Source organism: Orbaceae bacterium lpD04 (assembly GCA_036251935.1).
Classification (GTDB): domain Bacteria; phylum Pseudomonadota; class Gammaproteobacteria; order Enterobacterales; family Orbaceae; genus Orbus; species Orbus wheelerorum.
Genome location: CP133967.1, coordinates 175,807 through 201,562 on the forward strand (window position 1 = coordinate 175,807; position 25,756 = coordinate 201,562).

At 35.1% G+C, this 25,756-nt stretch carries 23 protein-coding genes; 7 read left to right on the top strand and 16 right to left on the bottom strand.

Annotation, left to right across the window (positions count from 1 at the left end; all coding sequences use genetic code 11):
- Positions 1-157 precede the first annotated feature (157 nt).
- Positions 158-358 (top strand): hypothetical protein, encoded by a 201-nt coding sequence (locus RHO14_00805; GenBank protein WVD71357.1) that lies wholly within the window; start codon positions 158-160, stop codon positions 356-358.
- 393 nt (positions 359-751) lie between these two features.
- Here the strand turns inward: RHO14_00805 and adk are convergent, their stop codons facing one another.
- The 7 genes from adk to ispG form a co-directional block, all read right to left on the bottom strand.
- Complete coding sequence (gene adk, locus RHO14_00810; protein WVD71358.1) at positions 752-1,396, bottom strand: adenylate kinase; 645 nt, start codon at positions 1,394-1,396, stop codon at positions 752-754.
- Positions 1,397-1,413: 17 nt separating this feature from the next.
- The gene (locus RHO14_00815) at positions 1,414-1,662 is read right to left on the bottom strand and encodes a zinc-ribbon domain-containing protein (protein ID WVD71359.1); all 249 of its coding nucleotides are present in this window, start codon (positions 1,660-1,662) and stop codon (positions 1,414-1,416) included.
- A 2-nt stretch (positions 1,663-1,664) separates the two neighbouring features.
- Positions 1,665-3,140, bottom strand: coding sequence for a ribosome biogenesis GTPase Der (gene der, locus RHO14_00820; GenBank protein WVD71360.1), 1,476 nt, complete (start codon positions 3,138-3,140; stop codon positions 1,665-1,667).
- A 30-nt stretch (positions 3,141-3,170) separates the two neighbouring features.
- Positions 3,171-4,358 (bottom strand): outer membrane protein assembly factor BamB, encoded by a 1,188-nt coding sequence (bamB, locus tag RHO14_00825; GenBank protein WVD71361.1) that lies wholly within the window; start codon positions 4,356-4,358, stop codon positions 3,171-3,173.
- Positions 4,359-4,453: 95 nt separating this feature from the next.
- Entirely contained in the window at positions 4,454-5,119 is a 666-nt protein-coding gene (locus tag RHO14_00830) for a tetratricopeptide repeat protein (protein WVD71362.1), read from the bottom strand.
- Position 5,120: 1 nt separating this feature from the next.
- Positions 5,121-6,428 (bottom strand): histidine--tRNA ligase, encoded by a 1,308-nt coding sequence (gene hisS / locus RHO14_00835; GenBank protein ID WVD71363.1) that lies wholly within the window; start codon positions 6,426-6,428, stop codon positions 5,121-5,123.
- 22 nt (positions 6,429-6,450) lie between these two features.
- The gene (gene ispG / locus RHO14_00840; GenBank protein WVD71364.1) at positions 6,451-7,560 is read right to left on the bottom strand and encodes a flavodoxin-dependent (E)-4-hydroxy-3-methylbut-2-enyl-diphosphate synthase; all 1,110 of its coding nucleotides are present in this window, start codon (positions 7,558-7,560) and stop codon (positions 6,451-6,453) included.
- A gap of 505 nt (positions 7,561-8,065) precedes the next feature.
- On the opposite strand from ispG, the gene RHO14_00845 reads away from it, so the two are divergent.
- Both RHO14_00845 and RHO14_00850 read left to right on the top strand, forming a co-directional pair.
- A complete protein-coding gene (locus RHO14_00845; GenBank protein WVD71365.1) occupies positions 8,066-11,632 on the top strand; it encodes an autotransporter outer membrane beta-barrel domain-containing protein in 3,567 nt (1,188 codons plus the stop codon).
- A 21-nt stretch (positions 11,633-11,653) separates the two neighbouring features.
- Positions 11,654-12,163, top strand: coding sequence for an OmpA family protein (locus tag RHO14_00850; GenBank protein ID WVD71366.1), 510 nt, complete (start codon positions 11,654-11,656; stop codon positions 12,161-12,163).
- 180 nt (positions 12,164-12,343) lie between these two features.
- Here the strand turns inward: RHO14_00850 and RHO14_00855 are convergent, their stop codons facing one another.
- The 4 genes from RHO14_00855 to putP all read right to left on the bottom strand — a co-directional run bounded on the left by RHO14_00855 (position 12,344) and on the right by putP (position 16,712).
- On the bottom strand, positions 12,344-12,802 hold the full coding sequence (locus RHO14_00855; protein ID WVD71367.1) for a helix-turn-helix domain-containing protein: 459 nt from the start codon (positions 12,800-12,802) through the stop codon (positions 12,344-12,346).
- Between the two features lie 73 nt (positions 12,803-12,875).
- Entirely contained in the window at positions 12,876-13,742 is an 867-nt protein-coding gene (pdxY, locus tag RHO14_00860; GenBank protein WVD71368.1) for a pyridoxal kinase PdxY, read from the bottom strand.
- 43 nt (positions 13,743-13,785) lie between these two features.
- Positions 13,786-15,057, bottom strand: coding sequence for a tyrosine--tRNA ligase (gene tyrS, locus RHO14_00865; protein WVD71369.1), 1,272 nt, complete (start codon positions 15,055-15,057; stop codon positions 13,786-13,788).
- Positions 15,058-15,215: 158 nt separating this feature from the next.
- Entirely contained in the window at positions 15,216-16,712 is a 1,497-nt protein-coding gene (gene putP / locus RHO14_00870; protein WVD71370.1) for a sodium/proline symporter PutP, read from the bottom strand.
- A gap of 114 nt (positions 16,713-16,826) precedes the next feature.
- Between putP and nth the strand changes: the two genes are divergently transcribed.
- A complete protein-coding gene (gene nth / locus RHO14_00875; protein ID WVD71371.1) occupies positions 16,827-17,465 on the top strand; it encodes an endonuclease III in 639 nt (212 codons plus the stop codon).
- A gap of 6 nt (positions 17,466-17,471) precedes the next feature.
- The gene (gene smrB, locus RHO14_00880) at positions 17,472-18,020 is read left to right on the top strand and encodes an endonuclease SmrB (protein WVD71372.1); all 549 of its coding nucleotides are present in this window, start codon (positions 17,472-17,474) and stop codon (positions 18,018-18,020) included.
- A gap of 119 nt (positions 18,021-18,139) precedes the next feature.
- Here smrB and RHO14_00885 read toward each other — a convergent pair whose 3' ends face one another.
- The 5 genes from RHO14_00885 to rplU form a co-directional block, all read right to left on the bottom strand.
- Entirely contained in the window at positions 18,140-19,450 is a 1,311-nt protein-coding gene (locus RHO14_00885; GenBank protein WVD71373.1) for a carbohydrate porin, read from the bottom strand.
- 738 nt (positions 19,451-20,188) lie between these two features.
- Positions 20,189-21,352 (bottom strand): Obg family GTPase CgtA, encoded by a 1,164-nt coding sequence (gene cgtA / locus RHO14_00890; GenBank protein ID WVD71374.1) that lies wholly within the window; start codon positions 21,350-21,352, stop codon positions 20,189-20,191.
- A complete protein-coding gene (locus RHO14_00895; GenBank protein WVD71375.1) occupies positions 21,349-22,317 on the bottom strand; it encodes a DMT family transporter in 969 nt (322 codons plus the stop codon). Before RHO14_00895 ends, cgtA begins: the two co-directional genes overlap by 4 nt.
- 151 nt (positions 22,318-22,468) lie before the next feature.
- The gene (gene rpmA, locus RHO14_00900) at positions 22,469-22,729 is read right to left on the bottom strand and encodes a 50S ribosomal protein L27 (protein ID WVD71376.1); all 261 of its coding nucleotides are present in this window, start codon (positions 22,727-22,729) and stop codon (positions 22,469-22,471) included.
- Positions 22,730-22,744: 15 nt separating this feature from the next.
- On the bottom strand, positions 22,745-23,053 hold the full coding sequence (rplU, locus tag RHO14_00905; GenBank protein WVD71377.1) for a 50S ribosomal protein L21: 309 nt from the start codon (positions 23,051-23,053) through the stop codon (positions 22,745-22,747).
- Positions 23,054-23,260: 207 nt separating this feature from the next.
- Here rplU and narX point away from each other — a divergent pair, with 207 nt between their 5' ends.
- Together narX and narL are read left to right on the top strand one after the other, a co-directional pair.
- Entirely contained in the window at positions 23,261-25,063 is a 1,803-nt protein-coding gene (narX, locus tag RHO14_00910) for a nitrate/nitrite two-component system sensor histidine kinase NarX (protein WVD71378.1), read from the top strand.
- Positions 25,064-25,073: 10 nt separating this feature from the next.
- Complete coding sequence (narL, locus tag RHO14_00915) at positions 25,074-25,724, top strand: two-component system response regulator NarL (protein WVD71379.1); 651 nt, start codon at positions 25,074-25,076, stop codon at positions 25,722-25,724.
- Positions 25,725-25,756: the final 32 nt, after the last annotated feature.

The window sequence follows — 25,756 nt, forward strand, 5'->3', positions numbered from 1 at the left end:
TATAAAACTAATTAGTATTGCTGCCAATATGTCTAGAGGCCAATGGACACCAAGGTAGACTCTAGCCCAACTAATAAGTATCGCGATTAATAAACTACCAATAAAAAACTTTTTTTGTTTAATTTGATTTTTCGTTGCATAAAATAATGCAAATGTTATGGCAAATATTACGGAAGCATGTTTGCTAGGAAAAGAGTTTGTATTGGAATGTGGTAAAAAATTAGTTCCAATTGCTAGGTCAAAAGGCCTTGATGAACTAATTAACGAACGTAATATCGCAGTAACTAATAGCGTAGTTATTACTATCACCACTATTTTAGTGATCGTTTCTCTACTTTTTGGATATTTAAACCAATAAAAAAAACTAATAAAAATCGGTAAATAAATTAAATATTGGGCACAAAATATTGCACAAGTGACTGCGAGTTTAGGTGTATTTTGAGCTGCATTTATTAGCAAAAACAATTGGGTATCAATTTCAGTTAATGTCATCTTTACTTCTCCATATCTAGATGAATTACATTACTCTAGAGTTTATGGATTTAAGCTTAAGAAAACCTTAAGGTATAAATTTTGATTGATTCAATGAGAATATTGTTTGTATTGAGTAAAATTGAGAATAGTAGTCTATTTTAGATAAAATTACAGATTAATTAAATGAGCATCATGCGCTTATATATAATTAGGATAATTATATGGAAAAAGCATCATAATTTATGATGCTTTAATGGTTATATATTTGTAGGCAAGATTAACCTAAAATGGTTAATAATTCTTTAGTTACCGTCGTAACGGGCTTTGTGCCTTCAATTCTAAAGTATTTTGTATTGCCCAATTTAGCTTCATTTTGATAGTAGCTAATTAATGGTTTTGTTAGTTGATGATATTCAACTAGACGTTTACTGACAATTTCTTGAGCATCATCTTTTCGAATAGTTAGCGGCTCGCCAGTTATATCATCAATATCTTCAGCTTTCGGTGGATTATATTTTATGTGATAAACTCGGCCAGATCCTGCATGAACTCGTCTACCGCTCATGCGATCAATAATTACTTCATCTGGCACATCAAATTCAAGAACATAATCAACATTAATGCCAGCTGCTTTCATCGCATCCGCTTGAGGTACTGTGCGTGGGAAACCATCTAATAAAAAACCATTTTTACAATCTTCTTGAGTGATACGTTCTTTTACTAATGCAATCACTAATTTGTCAGTTACTAATTTACCCGCGTCCATTAATTCTTTAGCTTGTAATCCAAGAGGAGTACTGGCTTTAACTGCAGCACGCAACATATCTCCTGTTGATATTTGTGGAATACCATATTGTTGCATGATAAATTGAGCTTGTGTGCCTTTCCCTGCTCCTGGAGCACCTAATAAAATAATTTTCATTAAAGATAACCTCTTTTTTACTGTGCTAAATACTGAAATAGTATTTTACTACTTGATATTAAGCCATCAGTTTTACATAAATAATTGATTGCCCCACATCCTTTAATTTGAGAAATTTCGTGTTTACAGATCGGGCAAATATAGTTTTCATAATAATTTTGTTGGCAATTTTGACAATAATAGTGCCTTGGGCTTTTTAGATCCATGATATGATCACAAGTTGGACACTTACCTTCTATCGTCATATTATGTTCTTTTTTCGCCATTTTTAGCGTCGGCCTCTAACATGCTTTAATAAACGGCGTCGTTTACGTTGTTGTGATGTGGTCAAGCTATTTTTCCTGCCTTCGAAAGGGTTATTACCCTCTTTGAATTGCACTCGAATTGGTGAACCCATAATTTTTAACGAGCGTCTAAAATAATTCATGAGATAGCGTTTATAAGAGTCAGGTAAATCAGTCACCTGATTGCCATGTATAACGACAATTGGCGGATTATACCCTCCAGCGTGAGCATACTTCAATTTTACTCGTCTACCTTGAACCAATGGTGGTTGATGGTCATCTTGCGCCATTTGCATAATTTTAGTTAATAAAGCTGTACTTACGCGGCGCGTTGCACAGTCATAAGCTTCTTGAATAGAATCAAATAAATTACCAACACCGCTACCATGTAATGCGGAGATAAAATGCAAACGCGCAAAATCAATAAAATCAAGTCGTTCATCGAGAGTCGATTTTATCTGTTCTCTAACGTCTTGTGATAAGCCATCCCATTTATTAACAGCAATGACTAACGATCGACCACTGTTGATAATAAAACCAAGTAAAGAAAGGTCCTGATCTGATATCCCTTCTCTTGCATCAATCACTAGAATGACAACGTTAGCATCTTCAATCGCTTGTAAGGTTTTTATTACTGAAAATTTTTCGACAGTTTCAGTAATTTTTCCGCGCTTTCTAACTCCGGCAGTATCGATTAAGATATATTCGCGCTCGTCACGAGTCATTGGGATGTAAATACTATCTCGAGTTGTACCTGGCATATCGTAAACGACAACGCGATCCTCGCCTAAAATACGATTAGTTAGTGTTGACTTACCAACGTTTGGGCGACCGACGATGGCAACTTTAATTGGTAAATTAATAAGGCTTTCAACGTCATCGAAATCATCTAAAACAGAGTCATCATAGGATTCTGGTAGATCATGGCGCTCATCATCTTCATCGCTAAAAATTGCCTGTTCTTCAAAATTGAAAATTGGATTGAGCACTGTTTCTATCAATGAAGTAACACCGCGCCCATGACTTGCAGCAATTGGATGAACATCACCAAGACCTAGTTCATAAAATTCATTCATGACGATCTCTGCGTCAAGCCCATCAGTTTTATTAACGACCAGAAATGTTGGTTTTTCTCTACTACGAAGGTGCTTTGCAATAACATGATCAGCTGGCATAACGCCAGCTCTTGCATCAACCATAAATAAAACAATATCGGCTTCTTCGATTGCGAGTAAAGACTGCTCTGCCATAAAGCTTTCAATGCCTTCTTCATTGCCATCAATACCACCAGTATCAATAACTATATATTCATGACCTTTTATTTCAGCTCGGCCATATTTGCGATCGCGTGTTAAGCCTGGGAAATCTGCAACTAACGCATCGCGAGTTTTCGTTAATCGATTAAATAATGTCGATTTTCCCACATTGGGGCGACCGACTAATGCAATGACTGGTATCATGTAGTTCTCTTTTTTAAGACAAGTTAAAAATTACTTTTGGCCAAATGTATAAACATTGCCATTTTTAGCTTGAATAATTATTTTATTATCAGCAACTACAGGTTCATTTGCTAAACCACTGCTACTAACTTGTGTTTTTGAAATAATATCGCCAGAATTGATATCAATTAGATAAAGATAGCCTTCATAGTCGCCTACAATAACGTAATTTTGATAAATAATAGGATTAGTTAATTGTCTATGTAGTAAATCTGATTGTTTCCAAATTATTGAACCGCCATTTTTAGATAGCGCATAAAGATTATCATCTTGATCAACGACAAAAATACGGTCTTGATTCATTACAAAACTATGTGTTGAGCTAAGTGCTTTTTTCCAAATAATTTGGCCATTACTTAAATCTAAAGCCGCTATGTTACCATTATACCCGATAGCATAAACTAAGCCTTGTTCAACGATTGGTGTTGTATCCACATCATTAAGTTTTGCAATTTCGGTAGATCCACTAGGCTGAGATATTCGTTGCTGCCAGATTAATTGTCCATCTTTAGTGAAATAGGCATTTACGTGCCCACTATCATCACCAAGAATAATTGCACCATAAGCTGCTGTTGGTTTAGATTGACCACGCAGTGATAAGGTAGGCTCATCATCCATTTGTATTTCCCATGCTAAGTTACCAGTATCTTGTTCAAATGCTTGTAAATAACCATTAGTTGTACGAATGATAACTTCATTTTCAGGTGCAATTGGTTTGGCTAAAACTTCGCCTTTCGCTTGTTTCTGCCAAATGACATTGCCATTATTTTTATCTAATGCATAAACATTTGCTCTCTCTGAGCCTAAATAGACATATTTATCATCTGCGCTCACGCCACCCGAGAGTAATGCTGACTGGCTATGGAAAAAGGAGCTATTTGATAAATCAATATTCCATAAGGTTTTACCGGTTGAAAGCTCTATCGCTTTAACTTCACCGCCTCTACCTGCTGCATAAACGATATTGTTATTTACAGTAGGAGATAGCTGAGAATATATTTTTGTATTACCCGATAAGCTATTACTCCACAGTTGGCTCAGTGGAAATGGAGTCTGCGTCTCTGGAGATGGAGAAATTTCAATCGTATCTTTATCACCACCAAAGATAGAACAACCCGTTGTGATCGATGCCAATGATATAGCTAGTGCACTTGCTAAAAAATATTTACGCAAATTCATGTTTTTTCCTACAAATAGCTTAATTAAGCCTTTAATATATTGTTGTTACTTTGCGGGTGAGAATTTAGGTTTATCTATTTCTCAGCCATTCTTTATTAATTTTTAACTGATTTTTGTTGTTCCTGCGATTGCTTTGCCGCTAAATATTGGGCTTTATTTAGTTTCATTTTTAACTCTTTTTCTTGCTCAGGCGTTGGCTGAGATGCTAATGCTACTTCATACGCATTACAAGCTAGTGAGTATTTTTCCATTTTAGCTAAAGCATCACCTCGGATATTATTAACAATCGATGCCCAATTACTATTAGTTACTTTATCCAAAGATTTTAAGCTATCTTCATATTTTCCAAGTTGATATTGTAATCTTGCAATACGAATATTGATAATAGCGAGCACTGGCTCTGAATCAGTTTTTTTACTAGCGGCAATAAGCAATTGTTCTGCCCCGCTATAATCTTTCTTATTTTCAACATAAAGTTGTGCTGCTTTTAAGTCAGCAAATACACTATAAACAGTATCGTTTTGGTCAGCAAATTTGACTAGTCCATCTATCGAGGTAGGATCATCATTACTAAGCTTAGCTATTAGTTGTTCGTATTGACTTGATGCAACCATCGCCTTTTCTACATTATGTGATTTCCAATAACGCCACCCCCAAAAAGCAAGTAAACCAATTATGATAATCGCAACCATAATTTTCCATGTTTTACCAAGAAACTCTTGAATTTCCTGTAGTTTTTCTTCATTATCAGAATGACTCACGTTATTCTCCTTCGAGTATTTCTAAACATTTTTGGGCTACCAAGTCTTGCTCTATCGCATATTGGTTCCCTGTTTGTAGCTCTTTAATCATCGCTTTTTTTTCTAATACTTCATTACCACCGATAATAACCGCTAATTTTGCACCATATTTATCAGCCTTACTAAATTGTTTTTTGAAGTTAGTGCTACCATAATGGGTCATAATTCGTTTATTTGGCATGATATCACGAATTCTTTCGGCTAATTGCTGAGCAATTGCTGTTGTATTTTGACCATTGACTAATTCGCCTGATGATATCATATAAACATCAATATTATTATCATTTTTCAGTTGGTTATTAACAGTTTGAATAAGTAGTATTAAACGCTCAGCACCAATAGCAAAACCAACACCAGGCGTTGCTTGTCCTCCTAGCTGGCTAACTAATCCATCATAGCGTCCCCCGCCACAAACCGTACCTTGCGCACCTAAGCTACTCGTTACCCATTCAAAAACAGTTCTATTATAGTAATCAAGGCCACGAACCAAGCGTTGATTAATCTTGTACTTTATCCCCGCACTATCAAGTAATTGGCATAGCCCGGCAAAGTGTGTTTTTGACTCGGCATCTAAATAATCAAATAATTTTGGTGCATTATTCAATATTGTTTGTACATCTGCATTCTTTGAGTCTAAAACGCGTAAAGGATTGCTATACATACGGCGCTTACAATCTTCATCGAGAGCATCTTTGTGTTCTTCTAAATAAGCAACTAATGCTTTTTTATAATCAGCCCTTGCTTCTAAAGAACCAATACTATTTAGCTCTAATGATGTATGCTCGGCAATACCAAGCGCTTGCCATAAACGGGCTGTTAGTAAAATTAATTCAGCGTCAATGTCTGGTCCTTCAATACCAAAAACTTCTACTCCAAATTGATGGAATTGACGATAACGGCCTTTTTGTGGTTTTTCATACCTAAATGCAGGACCAAAATACCATAAACGTTGTTCTTGGTTATATAATAACCCATGTTCAATTCCTGCTCGAACGCAGCCAGCTGTTAACTCTGGCCTTAGTGTTAAGCTCTCTTTATCTTTGTCATTGCGAGCATTAAAGGTATACATTTCTTTTTCAACAATATCGGTAACTTCACCGACAGCTCTTTGAAATAGACCCGTAGCTTCAACGATTGGGGTCCGAATTTCATTATAACCATAGCTATTTAGAATTGTTTTTACGGTTTTCTCTACTTGCTGCCAAAGATAACTCTCTGTTGGAAGCAAATCATTCATTCCTCTAATTGCTTGTATTTTTTTTTCTGCCATTTTCATTTCACTACTTAGTTAATTATTCTGTTTTAATTTCAATTCGGTTAGCCAATAATTGTGCTTTTGCTCGAATTTTTGCCTCTAATTCATCGATTATAGCATCATTATCGATTCTACCAATTCTCACACCATCTTCATAAAAACCACTTTTATTATTCCCGCCGGCGACGCCCATCGTTGATGCAAGTGCTTCTCCTGGGCCATTTACTACGCAGCCAATAATTGATACATCCATTGGGGTAATGATATTTTCTAATCGTCTTTCTAGCTCGTTGACCGTACTTATAACGTCAAACTCTTGCCGAGAGCACGTAGGGCAAGCAATAAAATTGATACCGCGTGAGCGAATGCGAAGTGATTTTAAAATATCGAAACCGACTTTAACTTCTTCCGCAGGATCTGCCGCCAGCGAAACACGCAGTGTATCACCAATCCCTTCAGCAAGTAACATTCCTAAACCGATTGCCGATTTTATTGAGCCACTTCTTGCTCCTCCGGCTTCAGTGATACCAAGGTGGAGTGGCTGTTTAATTTGTTTTGCTAATAGGCGGTATGCATCAACAGCCGTAAATACGTCAGATGCTTTAACGCTAACTTTAAATTGGTCAAAATTCAATCTATCAAGTATTTCTACGTGGCGCATAGCTGATTCAACAATTGCTTGTGGTGTTGGTTCTCCATATTTTTCTTGAATATCTTTTTCGAGCGAGCCAGAGTTTACACCGATGCGGATTGGAATATTTTTATCTCGAGCACAATCAACGACACTACGGATACGGCTTTCATTACCAATATTTCCTGGATTAATGCGTAAACAATCTACGCCATATTCTGCGACTTTTAACGCAATTCGGTAATCAAAGTGAATATCGGCAATTAATGGCACATTAGATTGCTGTTTAATTAGCTTAAATGCATCAGCTGCGTCCATCGTAGGGACTGATACTCGAACAATATCAACACCAACACGTTCAAGAGATTGAATTTGTGCGATAGTTTTTTCGACGTCAGTTGTACGGGTATTGGTCATTGATTGGATAGCAATTGGTGCGCCATTACCAATGGGTACATTGCCAACATAAATTCGAGTAGATTCCCGTCGTTTTATTGGCGACTGCGCATGGCTCATATATAACCTAAATAAAATAAAAAATTACTTGTTAATAATATTAGCAAAATTTGTTAAAAATGTCTGCAAAGAATCGGAAAAATTAGCTATATGTTCTTTTTCACAAACGCAATTTTAATTATCGATATTTTTATATTTGCTATTTAATTCGGAATTTTAGCCGCGCAATCATGTTATGTCATTTTTGAGCAAATAATCGGTAATTATACCAAAATTTTAAAAATATCATATTTGTACATTTATTTCATTTTACTTACCTAAATAGATAACAAAAATAAGTTATCTATTTAGGTAAGTAATTCTTTATTATTTTTTAAATAACATTAATATAACCACATAGGTTTTATTGTTATTTGTCATGATTTCATTCTCAAATGACTTAGCTAAATTATAAAAAAATCTTACTAATACTAGCAAGGGCATAGAGTAATTTCTTCTTTTAGTCGTAATTGAAGTACAAATATTTAAGCTCAAAAATATAATTAATATTAGTAAGGAAAAGAAAATGGAAATAAAGTATAAGCACAAAGTATCACTTACCATCATAGCACTATCTCTTTGTAATTTTTACTCCTCTGAAAGTTTCGCAATTACTTGTAATAATGGCGGTGCTTGTCCAGATTATCCCAGTGGCACAAACCAATCCGTTGTACAACAAAGTAATGGTTCACTTTTTATTAGTGGTGATAACCAATCTATTTTTGGCGGTGGGCTTAATAATTTAGCTACAGCTCAAGCAAATAACCAAAATAGCTTTATTGGACTAGGTTGGTCTGGGTTATTCCCTTCAATTGCAGGTACTTTGATTGACAATAGGTTAGAGATATATGACTTAACTTTAAATGTCTCTGGAAGTCAAGGAGCCGATCGCGGGGTACAAACTTTTTTAAAAGATGGTAATCAAGATCAAGCATTAATTACGAGTATAAACGATTACCAAAACTTTAATACCATTAGTAGTGGTAGTTTGAGTACCTCGATAAATGATTCAAATATTTCTCTTGTAACAACTGGGCAGACGGTATCACAAAATACTATTGGTATTAACAGTGAGGCTTACGGTTCTGGTCAAGATCACTCTTTGGAAACACGAGCTAGTAATATATTTGTAGATGGAGCTACTCAATCGGCTATAGGGGTTGTTGCTAAATCCAATGTTGTTGATTCCCTCATTCACGGTAGTACAACGACAGCTACAGCCAATGAGATTTCTACGTTTGGTGCAAAATCGATTGATATCGATATAAATCAAACGAGCATAGAGGTAAAGTCAGCAACAGCAAGTGCGACAGGTATTTACACTGACTATGTTCAAAATGGTGGTAAGGCAGAAATTAATACCGACATAAACTCATTAATTAATGTAATAACTGATTCGGTTAATAGCGGTGATGAGGCTAATGGTGTTTTAGCTAAAACCAATAGTCTTGGTAGTAATGCTACAACAAGCATCGATTTAAGTTCTGATATTACGGTTGCATCAACTAACTCTGCTGGCGTCAATGCTTACGGTATACAATCTCATTCATTTATTAATGATATTGAAAATAGAGGTAAATTAATTATCAGCTCTGCAGGTGCAGATGCAACAGGAATCTATGCTTCGGCAACATTCTATAACCAAAGCGATGATAGAATAAATGGGGGTTTTAATAATCGTTATGGCTCAACTCAAAAAGTAATCAATACGGGCGATATTGAAGTTACGGCAAATACCAAAGCGACAGGTATTGAGGTCGAAGGTTATAATGGTATCATTAGTATTGAAAATAGTAATCGTATCAATATATCTGGCGATAATTCTTCAATAGCAATTAATGTATCAACTGGCAAAACGTTGAATACATCATATCCTTTTACTCAGCAGCCTAATTTGATAACGATTAGAAATAGCGGATACTTAATCACGAATAGTGCTAATAATTATAATGGGAGCGGTATTGTAATTAATGCTGAAACAGGTGTTTTAAATGGTTCAACGGTGACTAATACCGGGATGATTAATGCTCAAGATGTCATTGAAGCATCTTCAACAGTCGCTTCTGATGTTAGATTAAGAAACTCTGGCTGGCTTTACGGTAATATTAATTTTAGTCAAAATGGTAATCATATTATCAATCAGACTAATGGTATTATTAGTGGTGTATATGATTCGGCAAGCGTTGTTGGTACCTCAAATAATGTCGGTCAAATTATATTAGGAACAGGTAATGCACAGTATATTATGACTGGCGGAATATTAAACAGTGATCTTCATATGGGAGACGGAACAAACATTGGCCATATCTCTGGTGCGTCTAAATTGAATTATAATATTCAATTAGAAGGCGGCGCCACGAGGTCGGGAGATAGTAGTAAGTTGACTTTAAAGGGCCAAACCTTAAATGTGTTTACTGATACTGTCAATAATATAAAAGGTGTTAACTTAGTCAATTGGGATAATACGTTATTAGAGAGTTCAATCATTACGTTAGATGGTGACCTCTTCTCTTCAACTAGAACGGGTAACTTAAATATTGATGGTGACTCTATATTATATTCGACTAATCCAGGAACAAGCACTATTAATGGTAATGTTACCAATAGTGGGTTAATTAATTTAGTTAGTACTAAAAATCCAAATGATGTTAGTAAAGTATCAACCTTGTTGATAAAGGGTAATTATAATGGCGATTCAAATAAACGTAATTTAAATGGTTCATCAATTGTTGTTAATACGGTTTGGAATAATGATCTGTCGACTAGTTATAGTGATTCTGTCCATATTACCGGAACCGCAACTGGCTATACCCAAGTAAAAACATTAAACGGTATTATTGGTGATGTAACATCTGATAAAGTTACATGGAAAGATAAATATTCTAATGATGTCATTGTTGTTGATAATCATGCTGTTAATAGTAATAACTTTTACGGTTTCGCAAATACGACGGGAGCAGGATTACTTCTTTTGGTACAAAAAGATGCAAATACCTATGCGTGGCGACTTGCTAGTCCATCCAATCCAGATTCGGGACACATTGTTCCAATTGATCCTAAAGCACCTGGCACGGCTTTAATGCCTTTAGCTAACCTAAATGCTGAATATGCAATTATCAGTACTTTACATCAAAGAGTAAGTGAACAGCAAACGATGGCATGGGATGATTGTTCTACTTGTCAAATAGAACATAATGAAGGGCAAGTGTGGGGGCGATTAATCGGAAACTATGGCGATGTTAAGCAAATCGAAAAGCGACTTGAATATAAATCCAAGTTATGGGGCGCTCAATTTGGTTATGATTTTTCCGTTAATTACGATAAAAATGATAATTCAAGAAGTCATTCCGGTGTTATGGTCACCTACGCAAAAGATAATTTAAAGTTTTATGATGCGCAAAATGTTATTTTTGATACAAATTCACAAGATTATATTTCGCAGCGAGCTCAAACGGGTCATGGGCAATCAGATATTTTTGGCCTCGGAGCTTATTATACTTACTATAGTGAAAATGGTAGCTATTTAGATTTACTTGGAAATTTGACGTATATTCGTAATAAATATACAACCGATGATTCAAGTGATAATAAAAATCATGCTTATGGTGTAGCGGGCTCTATCGAAGTTGGTAGGCCGTACGCTTTAACTAATCATGGTTTGAATAATGGTGATTGGTTACTTGAACCGCAAGCACAGATGATCTATCAATATCTAAAATATAACGATATTGATATCGATCGAGATCATAATTTTGATGTTATTGTTGATCAGCATAATCAGCAAACATTACGAGCAAGGGTTGGTCTGAGATTAGCTTATAATACAGGGACGGAAGAATTAAAAACTCGATCTATTTATTTAATCGCAAATATCATTCACGACTTTATGGGCGGTAAAGGTGTTAGTTTTGGTACTAGTTCTATTGACTACCCAGATAATGCAACATCCGGAGAAGCTGGCATTGGGGCTCAAATACCATTAGGTAATTCATCTTACCTTTATTTTGATACTCGTTATCATCATTCCTTTGGTGATTCAAAAGGAAAATATAAACAATATAATGGAACGATTGGGTATAAATATCATTGGTAGCTAAATTGTAAGGAATGAAAAATGAAAAAAATATTAATTATTATATCACTATTTTCTATGGCTTTAGCAATAACCAGCTGTTCAAGCGAAAATGGTCGATTTAATGTAAAAAATAGTTGGTGTAGTGAGCAATTAACGCCAAAATTAGAGAAGGTAACCATATCAGCAGATATATTATTTGTATATAACAGCTCATCTTTGGATGACTCCTCTTTAGATGGCAAAAAACAATTAGATGGACTCGTTTCTCATTTATTAGGCAATAACTTAAGTGATATTCAGTCGATTAAAATTGTTGGATATACTGACCGAATTGGTTCTAAGCAATATAACTATGATTTAGGTTTAGCCCGCGCGGAGACAATAAAAGAATATTTACAAAATCATAATATTCAAACTAATTATATTATTGAAAGCAAGGGGAAAGAGTACCCGATCACCGATGGTTGTTTTAAATTAGCTGGTGATGAACTAAGGGCTTGTTTACAACCAGATAGAAGAGTGCAATTATACGTAGAAAGAGGAAATTAAGTTATTTTACCTCTAGTATAAATTTTAATATAAAGTGTTACCTATTAGTAATAATGGCTTGGAAAAGTCAAATAGGTAACGCTTATATGCCATATCAACGATGATGATAGGCGTGCTATCACAAGGCAATATAGTTTAATAAATATTTTTAGCCTAGATAACTATTTTTATTTAGCAGGCTTAACTATTAATTGAAGTTGGTGGCGATATATAATGAGTTACCTCAACAAGTTCGGTTTTATTATCTCTCCAAACAAGGAATGCAGTAATTCCAACAATCATTAAAATAATAAATAAACTGATGACAAGTATTCGTTTAGTATATCGTTTTGTTTGTTCTTTATTTGAATAGTTTTTTATGATTTGAATTGATGGTCGATTTAATTGTGTATCAATGTAAGATTGGTATTCATTTTCAGGTAAACCAACAATATCTGCGTAGTTTTTAATATAGCCTTTATAAAAAATTGCAGGTACATTTATTACTCTATCATTTTCAATATCTTGTATTATGCTTGTTCGTACATGGATCTTCGTCGCTATATCACATTCTGTCAAACCTTGGGCTAAACGTAATTTGGCTAATTTTTTCCCCAATGAAACAATATCATCTTTATTTTCAATTGTTTCTTCTTTCATCCGCAAGCCTCACAATAATCGTTATGTTTAGAGTTAATAATGGTAACTCGTTTATTCTTACACATTTTTTTAATTAATCAATCCTTTTTGCTTTAAACCATTGACTTGGTTTCGAAATTTCATCTTGGGCAGAGACAAGTTGCAATTCATACTTGTCTTGTTTTAAGGTTTCAAGCATCACCGCATATACGGCTGAAGTAGTGTGCTCAAACGCTTCAACTAACGATTTACCTTTAAGAATATTAGCTATCAATAAACCACTTGTCATATCACCAACACCAACGGGTTGACGTACACCAAAATTAACGAGTGGTCTATGAATATGCCAAGCCTCATCTTTCGTTATAAGTAACATTTCAAAGCGGTCACTTTGGTAGCCAGCGCTACTCAAATGTTTAACTAAAACGAGTTTTGGACCGCGTTCACAGATTTTTCGACCTGCAATAATTGCTTCATCAACATGATTAATTTTATGCTTACCGGTTAATTCTTCAAGTTCAAGAATATTAGGTGATATGATATCACTTAAGGGTAGCGCTGTTTCACATAAGAACTCTGCTACGCCAGGTGCTACAAAGCATCCCTTTTCAGGATGCCCCATAACAGGATCGCAAATATAGATTGCATTTGGGTTTGCTACTTTAACTTTTTTAACTATTTCAATAATGGCATTACCTTGCTCAGGCGAACCCATATAACCGCTTAGTACTGCATCACAATTTTTTAATTCATCAATAGCACTAATACCATCAACAATATCAATAAGATGAGTTGCTGGCATAACCATTCCCGTCCACTCACCATATTGTGTATGATTTGAAAATTGTACGGTATTTAAAGGCCACACATTGACACCTAACCTACGAATAGGAAACTCGGCTGCACTATTACCTGCATGACCAAAAACAACATGAGATTGAATAGATAGTATATTTTTCATTTTGTTTCCTATTTATAAGTTAGGATTAATACAATGACAAATTTTAATTCCAGATCAGTAAGCAGTAATATTTTTTACCACGGCGTAACAATGTATAACGCTGAAATAAACGGTCATTATCATTAAACTTATAATCAGCAGCAGATTGTCGTTCACCATTGATTGAAATTGCATTTGATTCAATCATTGTCCTTGCTTGACCTCTAGATGGTGCGAGCCCTGCATTAACAATTGCCTGTTGTAAGTCTGCATCTTTATCTAACTGAACGATTGGCATGCCATCTTGCTCTAGTTGCTGAAAATCGTCTTTGGATAATGATTTTAATGAGCCAGAAAACAAACTTTCAGTGATGCGTTTAGCTGCAATTAATCCATCCTCGCCATGAACGAGTTTTGTTACTTGCTCAGCTAAAATATATTGTGCACGAGGTGCAGCGCCACTATTTTTATCTTCTTCTTCAATGGCATTAATTTCTTCAAGTGACATAAATGTAAAAAACTTAAGGAAACGATAAACATCAGCATCTGCGGTGTTAATCCAAAATTGATAGAATTTATAAGGACTCGTTTTTTTAGGATCAAGCCAGATTGCGCCGCCTTCTGTTTTACCAAACTTCGTACCATCTGATTTCGTTATTAGAGGCACGGTTAAACCAAATACTTGTTTTTGATGTAAACGTCTTGTTAAATCAATGCCTGAAGTAATATTACCCCATTGATCCGAGCCACCAATTTGTAGTACTACATTATGTGCTTTATTTAAGCTTGCAAAATCATAAGATTGTAATAAATTGTATGCGAACTCAGTAAATGAAATCCCAACATCATCGCGCTCAATACGTTGTTTTACTGCTTCTTTACTAATCATTGCATTAACTGAAAAATACTTACCAATATCTCGCAAAAAGGTAAGCACACTCATATCACCAAACCAGTCATGATTATTTACTACGATGGCTGAATTATTTCCGCAATTAAAGTTTAAAAATGGCGAAACTTGTTTTTTTATTTTATCAACCCAATCTTGAACAATATCTTGTGTATTTAGTTTACGCTCAACGGCTTTAAAACTAGGATCACCAATTAGGCCCGTTGCGCCACCGACTAATGCGATTGGTTGGTGCCCTGCCAGTTGAAAACGTTTTAAACATAACAGGGGTACAAGGTGACCTAAATGTAAACTATCAGCAGTTGGATCAAAACCACAATACAGTGAAATTTGTTCTTTTGATAACAACTCTGCTAGTGCTTTTTCATCTGTGACTTGGGCAATAAGGCCCCTTTCTTCAAGTTGTTTAATCACATTTGTTGACATAATATTACCTTTATCTCTGTTTAATTTATTTCTTTTTGTTGTCAAATAATTAGCTTTAAATTGATCTATTTTATTATAAAAAGCATTAAACTCTATTTTCTAGCCCAAAAGTATAACTTATTATTATTTCAATGTCTGCTACAGACTACTATTCTCAGCTATTTATTATGGTAGAGATTATTGGCATTATCAAAATGATTTAATACGTCATTCTCTGGTTTTTTCCCAAGCAAACTTATCATAATAATTGCGACTGATGAAAAGACAAATCCAGGAATTAAAGAATATAAGTTCCACCATTCGAATTTTATCCATAGTAAAACAGTAAATGCACCGACGAGCATTCCTATTAGAGCGCCATTACGAGTCATACGACGCCAAAATACTGAAAAAATAATAATAGGCCCAAATGCCGCCCCAAAGCCGGCCCAAGCATGACTTACTAGATCAAGAACACTATTATTTGGATTTATTGCTAATAAAATCGCTATCACGGCAACAAGTAAAACCATCATTCGCCCAACCCAAACGAGTTCTTTTTGCTTCGCTTTTGGTCGAAAAAAAGCACGATATAAATCCTCAGTAATTGCGCTTGAACATACGAGTAATTGACAACTTAATGTACTCATTACTGCAGCTAAAATGGCTGCAAGTAAAATTCCAGCTATCCATGGGTTAAAGAGTAGTTTCGATAATTCAATAAAAATACGTTCTTGTTTGCCATCATTGATTAAGTAAGCGACTTGTGGATGATTAGAAAAATACGCAATACCAAAAAAGCCAACAGTAATAGCGCCCATTAAACATAAAATCATCCAAGTCATGCTTATTCTTCGGGCATTTTTCATCACTTGGTGTGAATCCGCTGCCATAAATCTCGCTAAAATATGTGGCTGGCCAAAATAGCCTAGTCCCCAACCTAATAGCGAGATAATGGCAATAGTATCCATTCCTGAAAATAAATTGAGATAATTTGGATTTAGATGATGAATTGATTCTATTGAGTTATCAAAGCTACCACAAGAGATCATAACCATTATCGGAGTAAGAATTAAGGCAAACATCATTAAGCTAGCTTGTACTGTATCTGTCCAACTAACCGCTAAAAAGCCACCAATAAAAGTATAGGCAAAAGTTGCACCCGCGCCGGCTAACATTGCCCAGCCGTAGCTTAAACCGAATGTACTTTGAAATAATTTAGCCCCAGCAACCACACCCGAAGCACAATAAATAGTGAAGAATACTAAAATGATAATTGCGGAAATTAATCTTAATAGCGAGCTGCTATCATTAAATCGACGAGAAAAATAATCAGGTAATGTTAATGAATTATGGTTAACTTCGGTAAAAACACGCAAACGCCCAGCAATTAATAGCCAATTTAAATAAGCGCCGATAGTTAAGCCAATTGCAATCCAACTTTGTGATATACCATATAAAAAGACTGCACCTGGTAGCCCCATTAATAACCAGCCACTCATATCTGAAGCTCCGGCCGATAATGCGGTAACAAAACTGCCTATTTTTCTACCACCAAGAATGTAGTCGCCAAAATTTTTAGTTGCACGGAAGGCAAAAAAACCAATCGCTATCATACCGACGATATAAATAGCAAAAGTAATAATCATAGGTAAAGACATAATATATTTAGTCATTAAATAATCAGCCCGCTAGCTTAGCATAGAATTATTCAAAGCCAAAAATTATGACTAAAGGTATTAATAATTGTTATAATGTTAAAAGATAATAAATTCTCATTAAGAAGCATTGTGAAGCAGAAAATACGAATTGAAATATTACAGCGTCTACAAGATCATATTAAAGATCCAACAACAGAATTGATTTATCATTCGTCGTTTGAATTATTAATTGCCGTATTGCTGTCAGCTCAAGCAACTGATGTGAGTGTTAATAAGGCGACAAAGCCACTATTTGCCATTGCTAATACTCCCGAAAAAATTTTAGCATTGGGACTCGACAAATTAAAAAGCTATATTCGTACTATTGGGCTTTATAATAGTAAAGCTGAAAACATTATGAAAACTTGCCAAATATTAATTGAGTTGCATGCTAGTGAAGTACCTGAAGATTTTAATCAGCTTATTGCTTTACCCGGTGTCGGGAGGAAAACCGCTAATGTAGTATTAAATACGGCATTTGGTCATCCAACTATCGCTGTTGATACACACATATTTAGAGTATGTAATCGTACTCGATTTGCTCCAGGTAAGAATGTTGATGTAGTTGAAGATAAGCTATTAAAAGTTGTGCCAGATGAATATAAAATCAACTGTCACCATTGGTTCATATTACATGGGCGTTATACTTGCATAGCAAGAAAGCCTCGGTGTGGGGCTTGTGTAATTGAAGATTTATGTGAATTTAAAGATAAGGTTTATCCTGAGTAATTTGTAATGTCAAAAAATTATCGTCCTACAGATGAAGAGTTAGCGCTATTTAATAGTATTATTGTTAATACAAAAAAAATTAAACAAGATACTGTCGTGCATACTCCAAAAAAGCAAAATAGGGTGGCTGCTTATGAAAAAAAGCAACGACAAGAAAATGGTAACAATGAATTTTATTTTTCTGATGATTTTCAGCCTTTGTTACAAGATGATCCGATCCGTTATTCTAGAGAAGATAGTGATCCAAATGAACTTAAACGATTAAAACGCGGATTCTATGAACCTGATTTTTTTTTGGATTTGCATGGACTTACTCAAAATGAAGCTAAAAAAGAAATTGCAGCTCTAATAGCCGCTTGTACTAGAGAGCGGGCATCATGTGCTTGTATTATGTATGGTCATGGTAAAAATATTCTTAAAAAGCAAACGCCTATGTGGCTTGCTCAACATCCAGATGTGATCTGTTTTCATCAAGCTCCCAAAGAGTTTGGTGGTGATGCGGCATTATTAGTCCTGTTTGATGTAGATAAACATACAGAGTCTTTTTTTCGCTAATCAAGATGATTAAATACCAAATATTATTCAGTGGTTTCTTTTTCATAATAAAAATAAACCACTGAACTGTGAGCCGCTTAAATCAACATTTTAGCAAAACGAATGCTATCTAAATACGATTAAAAAGTGATGGTAGTTTTTAATCCTAAAACGAAAGCATCAGATGTTCGCTTAATTCCCCCAGGATTATGCCAATATTGTAAGTCAGGTTGTAGTTCAAACCAAGATGCCAATTTGAAACGATAATAAAGCTCTGCATTTAATGCATTCGTTGCAACGGGGCTATATAGTGGATTTTTATAATCTGTTATATTAAGTGCTTTATTCTTATTTTTTTGTCCTTTAGCATAGTGACTACTGAAATCAGTATAAGAAATACCAAAGCCAAGCCAATCTTCAGGCCTAATATCAAATAAACCGCGATAACGCAAAGATGTAGAAATTACATAATTCATAAAATTACTACGTTCATCATGATAACTACCGCTCACTGAAACACTCAAGCCTCGATTTGGGTCATTTTTATGTTGTGTTAGTTGCTGATTCATTCCAGCATACATAAACCATGTATTTTTATAAGACTTATCTTTATAGAGATCTTTTTGTTTCGCATTAGTATATAACAAACCTATGTTATATGCCCCGGGTAAGCCATTTACAAAAGTATGGGTTTCAATTTCTAATGGTAGTAAAAACCCTTTGCTTCCACTCGTTGACCAACTCCACGCATGGCTTCGTTCGGTAGCTTTATTGTTTTGCTCCATAATCCCAGTTTTAAATGTTAACGCTGGCGTTATTTTATAGCTAAGAGTTGTCCCCCATGTGTGAATATTCCAGTTACTCCAAGTCAAAGAATTGGCAGATTTTCCCCCACACAATGTGCGAAGTTGAAAATCACAAGGAATTGTTTGGTCAAACTCTTGGGTTTTATTCATCATACCAATACGCCATGTTAGGCGGCGATCATCAAAGCTTCTAGCGAAAGTTAGCCAACCTAAGCGAGTGATTGAGCCGCCACCAGCGCTTTCTTGTGTTTGGTCATTGTTAAGTACCCGATAATCTTGAGTGCGTTTAATCGTCAGATCATCATTGTGATTTCGATTAACAATATTACCCTCTATACGTGCATCTGGGATGCCTGTCCATCGCTCAAGATCTTGGTTAAATGTCACTGCAAATTGATCAATATATGCAACATGTTTATTTTTATCATATCCACCGCTCATATTGTATGCTGTTTGACTTAAATAATTGCTATTAAAAGTAAAGCCATTATTTGATAAGATGGGCCTGATCCCTAACATATCCCCGAATATTCCTTTTGATGGAGGTTCAAATCCTAGTACAATGCCGTTCCACTCGCGATCAGTATTGGCGATTGCTGGCATAGTTAGAAATAAAGATAAGAGCATTATTATTTTTTTTTTCATAATCAACCTTCTATTTTTTACTAATAAAAAAACCTGAATAGATTAGCTCAATAAATGAACTATTCCATTCAGGTTTTTGCCTAGTTTTATCTAGTAACACACCTAAAAACAGTATTGTCTATGTTTATAACAACCGTATTAATGGTTATTTTGTTATGGTCTTTTAAAAAGATCCAAACTGCGGCGTAGACTATAATACTAACAATCTATTAGCTACATAATTTATCAATTATTATGACTGAAATCACATTATTTTGAAAAAAGTACATTTTTTCATTATCTACTTTGAGGCTAGATCAAATGGGTATGTTTCATCACGAGAGGCTTTGAATTGACGCTTAAATTTCGGGTAACTCATTGTTAAAAAGTTCGTTGATAGCACTTGCAGCGTTAGTTAGGCTTAACAAAATACTTAACCTTGGCCAAAGCTTAAACGAGTCAGCATAAATTGCGAGAAAAGATTTTAAATTACATGATGGCGATAAAATAACATCGTATTGATATTAAAATAATACCAGATATTGCTATATAAAAAATAATGGTAAAATCTTATATTGAGTTATAAAAAAGCCAGCTTAATAAATTAAGCTGGCGAAACATTGGAAGCAATGTGAGCAATGTCATACTCTTTTAGATGAAATTATCTATCGGAGCACAATTAATGATAATAATTATCATTTACATAATCAAGCAATATTTATAAAATTTACAATTTATTTTGTAAGCCTTTGATAAAAATTACTTTTCATAAAAGGTCTCGACACCTTCTTCATCACTCTCATCCCAGTCATCAAAATCATCATCTTCAGATGCGTCTTCAATCGCTTGTTGATGATAGTCATCCCACATAAATTCAACTTTTTCTTTCGGTTGTTCTGCTTGTTCTTGCTCTCTTGGGTGATCATTAATATAAGTCATCAAGTCCCAGCAAAGCGGTTTAACCCCTTCTTGGTTCACAGCAGAGATTAAATAATATTTATCTTCCCAACCAAGTTTTGCAACGATTTCAGCTGCTTTATTAGCTGATTCTTCTTTACCTAATACATCGGCCTTATTAAATACTAACCAGCGCTGTTTTTTAGCTAAAAGATCGCTGTATTGCTCTAGTTCCTGAATAATAATACGTGCATTTTCGGTAGGATCTGATTCATCGATTGGCGCGATATCAATTAAATGAACTAATACTCGGCAACGTTCGAGATGTTTTAAAAATCGAATACCAAGGCCTGCTCCTTCAGATGCTCCTTCAATCAATCCTGGAATATCTGCAACGACAAAGCTTTGTTCATTATCCATTCTGACAACACCTAGGCTTGGTACAAGTGTTGTAAATGGATAGTCAGCAACTTTAGGCTTAGCGGCGGATACGGCTCGAATAAAAGTAGATTTACCTGCATTTGGTAGCCCAAGCATACCAACGTCGGCAAGTAGCAACAATTCGAGTAAAATATCTCGTTTCTCACCTGGCGTACCATCAGTTTTTTGTCTCGGGGCCCGATTAACAGAAGATTTAAATCTTGCATTACCTAAACCATGAAAGCCACCTTTAGCAACCATAATTTTTTGCTGGTGTTTAGTTAAGTCACCAATCACTTCATTGGTGTATTTATCAATGATTCGAGTACCTACAGGAACTTTAACGGTAATATCATCACCTCGTTTTCCTGTACAATCCGAGCCTTGACCATTTTGTCCTCGGCCTGCTCGATACGCTTTTTCAAAGCGAAAATCAATTAGGGTATTTAAATTATCATCGGCAATGAAATAAACATCACCACCATCACCACCATCGCCACCATCAGGTCCGCCTTTGGGGATATATTTTTCGCGACGAAAGCCGACGCAGCCATTACCGCCATCACCGGCTTCAACTCGGATGGAAGCTTCATCAACAAACTTCATTCTTGTTCTCCTTTTTTCCGGTTAATTAAAAACCCTTTTCTATGATGCCATATTTTATGGCCGATTGTGGCAAACATTGCGCCACACACTACAGCTATTGCACCAATATAACCAAGCACATTGAGATACTGCATAGTAAAACTCTCTGGCCACAATAATGCGAACAGATCTGAAAAAACTAATGCAAATAGCGGTGTTAAGGTCGTAACTGCACTAACTTGTGCTGCTTGCCAGTATTCCATCGCTGTCACTAAAGCGCCATATGCAATAATTGTATTTAATCCACAGAATATTACCGCAAAAATTTGCGTCATATTCGCATTTCGTATTTCAGTTGGTGAAGCTATTGGCAATAAAAAGATTGAACATATAACATAAATTAACCAAAGTAACTGCTCAGCACGTAATTTTTTTAATAATACTTTTTGTGCCAAGGCATATAATGCCCAAACAATAGCGGCAAATAAACCTAGCCAAACACCTAAACCATATTCAGACAGATTTGCAAAAAGGCTGGTAATATTTTTATTAAAAAATAAAATTAGTCCAGCTACAAGTATAATAATTCCAATAATTTGCGATGGTCTTAAGCGTTCTTTAAAGACGATTGCACTTGAAATCATAAATACAACTATACCTAATTGAGCTACGACTTGAGAGGTGGTAGGTGATAGGTATTTTACGCCAGAGGCAAATAAAATAAAATTACCGAGTAAACCAAATCCTGCAATCACCAACAGTACAAAGCGGCGACGTTTTTTAAAAATAGTAAGACTTGGGAACTGTTTTTTATAGGCTAGCCAGATAGTTAATCCACATGCTGAAATAAAAAAACGATACCAAACAAGGGTATAGGGATCAATTGCAACTAAGGCATATTTCATTGCAATAGGTACTGCGCCCCACATAATGGCGGTTAGTATTGCTAATAAAAAACCAATTTTTACATTCTGCTGTTTAATCATAGTGGAAGACCACAAAATAATGATTTAGTATCGCTTAAACTAACTCAGAGTTAATTATTAATCAATCTTGTAAATGGATCTTACTATTGATTAAAAATAAACGAAAAAGCCCCACAAAACAGTGAGGCTTTTAAAATCAAGCTTATTTTAATTAGCTATTAGCAACGACGCTGATATAACGACGATTTTTAGGTCCTTTTACTTCAAACTTTACTTGGCCATCAATTAGCGCAAATAATGTATGATCACGACCACAGCCAACATTTGTTCCTGGGTGGAATTGTGTTCCACGTTGACGAACTAAAATGTTACCAGCTAAAACTTCCTGACTACCATAACGTTTAACACCTAAACGTTTACTTTGGGAATCACGTCCATTACGTGATGAACCACCAGCCTTCTTATGAGCCATTGTTAGTTACTCCTATTAAGCTATTGCAGTGATCTTAACATCAGTGAACCACTGACGGTGACCTTGTTGTTTACGGTAATGTTTACGACGACGGAATTTAACAATCTTAATTTTGTCGCCACGACCGTGTTCAACGATTTCTGCTTTAACTGTTGCACCTTCAACAAACGGAGCACCAACTTGGATGTTTTCACCATTTGCTACCATTAAAACTTTATCGAATACGATTTGAGCACCGGTTTCGACTTCTAATTTTTCCAAGCGAACGACTTGGCCTTCGCTAACTCGGTGTTGTTTACCACCACTTTGGAAAACTGCGTACATATCTAACTCCGCAATAAAAAGCAGACGACATCATCTAAATTATTTACAGTCTGCATAGATTGATCATATAGGGCGTGAATTTTACGCAAAAAACATTTTTGTTGCAAGGGCTGTTTAGTAAAAGATCGCAAAAAGTCACAAAAAAGATCGATTGACCTATCTTTTTAACGTTACAATAGTGCATATATTACCTCTATTTGAAATAAAATGTTAAAAAGAAAAGTAGGATACAGCGTATCAATTGTTAATCGGCTGACATTGCTGATGCTTTTTCTTGCCGCCGTTGCGCTAATTGCATTATCAATATCGGTGCGTATTGCTAATGACACTAAAGGTGGGGCCTATATGACTAATCAATTAGGCTTACTACGCATGAAAAATTATCAGCTTTTATCGATGGTTCCTTTAGAGCCGCGCCAATATTTTCGTTTAGACTTATTTGCAGATATTCCTTTGTCTTCAAAATATAGTGAGCTACTTGCACGTTATCAATTACTTGGTGAATTTGATCAGCTCCAAAAGCTATGGGTTAATGAACTTGTTCCTAAAATTAAACAGGCTAAATCGATTGATGATATTCGGCAGATGATTAATAGTTACGTTGCACAAATTGATTATTTAGTTCATAGCATAGATCAAAAGACGGAGGATCAGCTAGTGATGATATCTCGTCTACAGCTTTTATTCATCGTGATTATTGTCCTAGTATTGTCTGCTCAAATGTATTATTTACGCAAATATTTACTTATTCCTTGGAAAAAACTTATTAATATGGCCGAAGCGATTTCTCAGCATAATTTTAGTGAGCGTTTTAAATTAGGCCGAAAAAGAAATGAATTAGATCTGCTTGGGCTTGCATTCAATAATATGTCTGAACAAATTGAGTCACAATATTCATTGTTAGAACAACGTGTTGTTGAAAAAACAGCAGAATTGCAGCTTAAAAATAGTATTGTTTCTTTTTTATATTGGGCGACAAAACAGTTACATACGTCAAGGCCTTTATGCGAGCGATTTTTAGTTATATTGAATCAGTTGGAAAAATTAACGCCGTTAAGTCAATTTCAAATGCGGTTTTATGAAACCGATGATCTTGAACGTTACCAACAAATTGGCTATGGTAATGCACAAAAATTGCCTCATTGCCAAGAAAAGGCGTGTTCAGCTTGCTTGATCCCCTCTAAACCGCTTTCAAGTAAAGGTAAATCCCTTCGTTGGTATTTACAAGATAGTTGCGAAAAATATGGCTTATTATTTGCCATTTTACCTGATGATGAAATATTAACTGATGAGCAAGAAAATTTAATTTTAGGCTTAATCGAACAAATGACGTTAGCGATTGCGCTTGATAGGCAAATTGAGCAACAAAAACAATATTTACTAATGCAAGAGCGATCGGCGATGGCAAGAGAATTACATGATTCGATTGCACAATCGTTATCGTGCCTGAAAATACATATAAGCTGCTTACAAATGCAAGTTGAGCCCTCTTCACAAGAGAGTATTAAACTACTTAATACAATGCGTAAAGAAACGAGCATTGCTTACTCTCAGCTGCGTGAACTAATTACAACTTTTCGCTTAAGACTAAATCAAACGGGGTTTTATGCTAGCTTACAAGAACTGGTTAAAGAATTTGAACAAAAACTGGGGTTTGCTTTTACTCAAAATTATCAGCTACCACTAAATATTATTAATACCAAATATACGATCCACCTACTTCAGATTATTCGTGAAGCATTAAATAATATTTATAAGCACGCCAAGGCTTCACAAGTTACGCTTAATTTTACTATTGAAAGTAATCAAATTATTTCAATTAGTATTGAAGATAATGGTGTAGGAATTCAAAATAAAAATACAGAAGAAAACCATTATGGATTAATTATTATGCAAGATCGTGCTGAATTATTAAATGGTAACTTGATAGTTGAAAGCATTCCTTTTAAAGGAACTAAGGTTATGATAACGTTTAAGCATAATTCTGATATTCCATTAACGGTGATTTAAGGCTTAAAATATGGAACAACTAAAAACAACAATATTACTAATTGATGATCATCCAATGTTGCGTAATGGTGTGAAGCAGCTTATTAATACTGTCCCACATTTTCAAGTTATTGGTGAAACGGGTCATGGGATAGAAGGGATAGAATTAGCTCAAGAGCTTGATCCTGATATTATTTTACTTGATATTAATATGAATGACATTAATGGCCTTGATATTTTACGCCATCTGCGTAGTAAAAATGTCGCTAGCCGCATTATCATGTTTACCGTATCTGACGATAAAGCAGATATCATAACGGCTTTAAAAAATGGCGCTGATGGTTATTTGCTAAAAGACATGGAGCCTGAAGATTTTTTACAATCATTACAAGAAGTCATGAATGGTAAATTAATGATGGGAGGAACAACAGCCGATATTATCCTCAGTTATATGCGAGGAGAGCAGCAAGCAGCTACGCAAAATCACGATGTTAACACCCTAACACCTAGAGAACATGAAATATTTAATTTACTTGTTCAAGGCCTATCAAACAAATTAATTGCTAAAGAGTTAGATATTGTTGAAAGTACCGTTAAAGTACATGTAAAAAGTATCTTTAAAAAGCTAAACTTTAAATCACGAATGGAAATGACAGTATGGTACCTGCAAAGTAAAGAGTAGTTTTCATGCATTTCATTAATCGTGTTTTAATA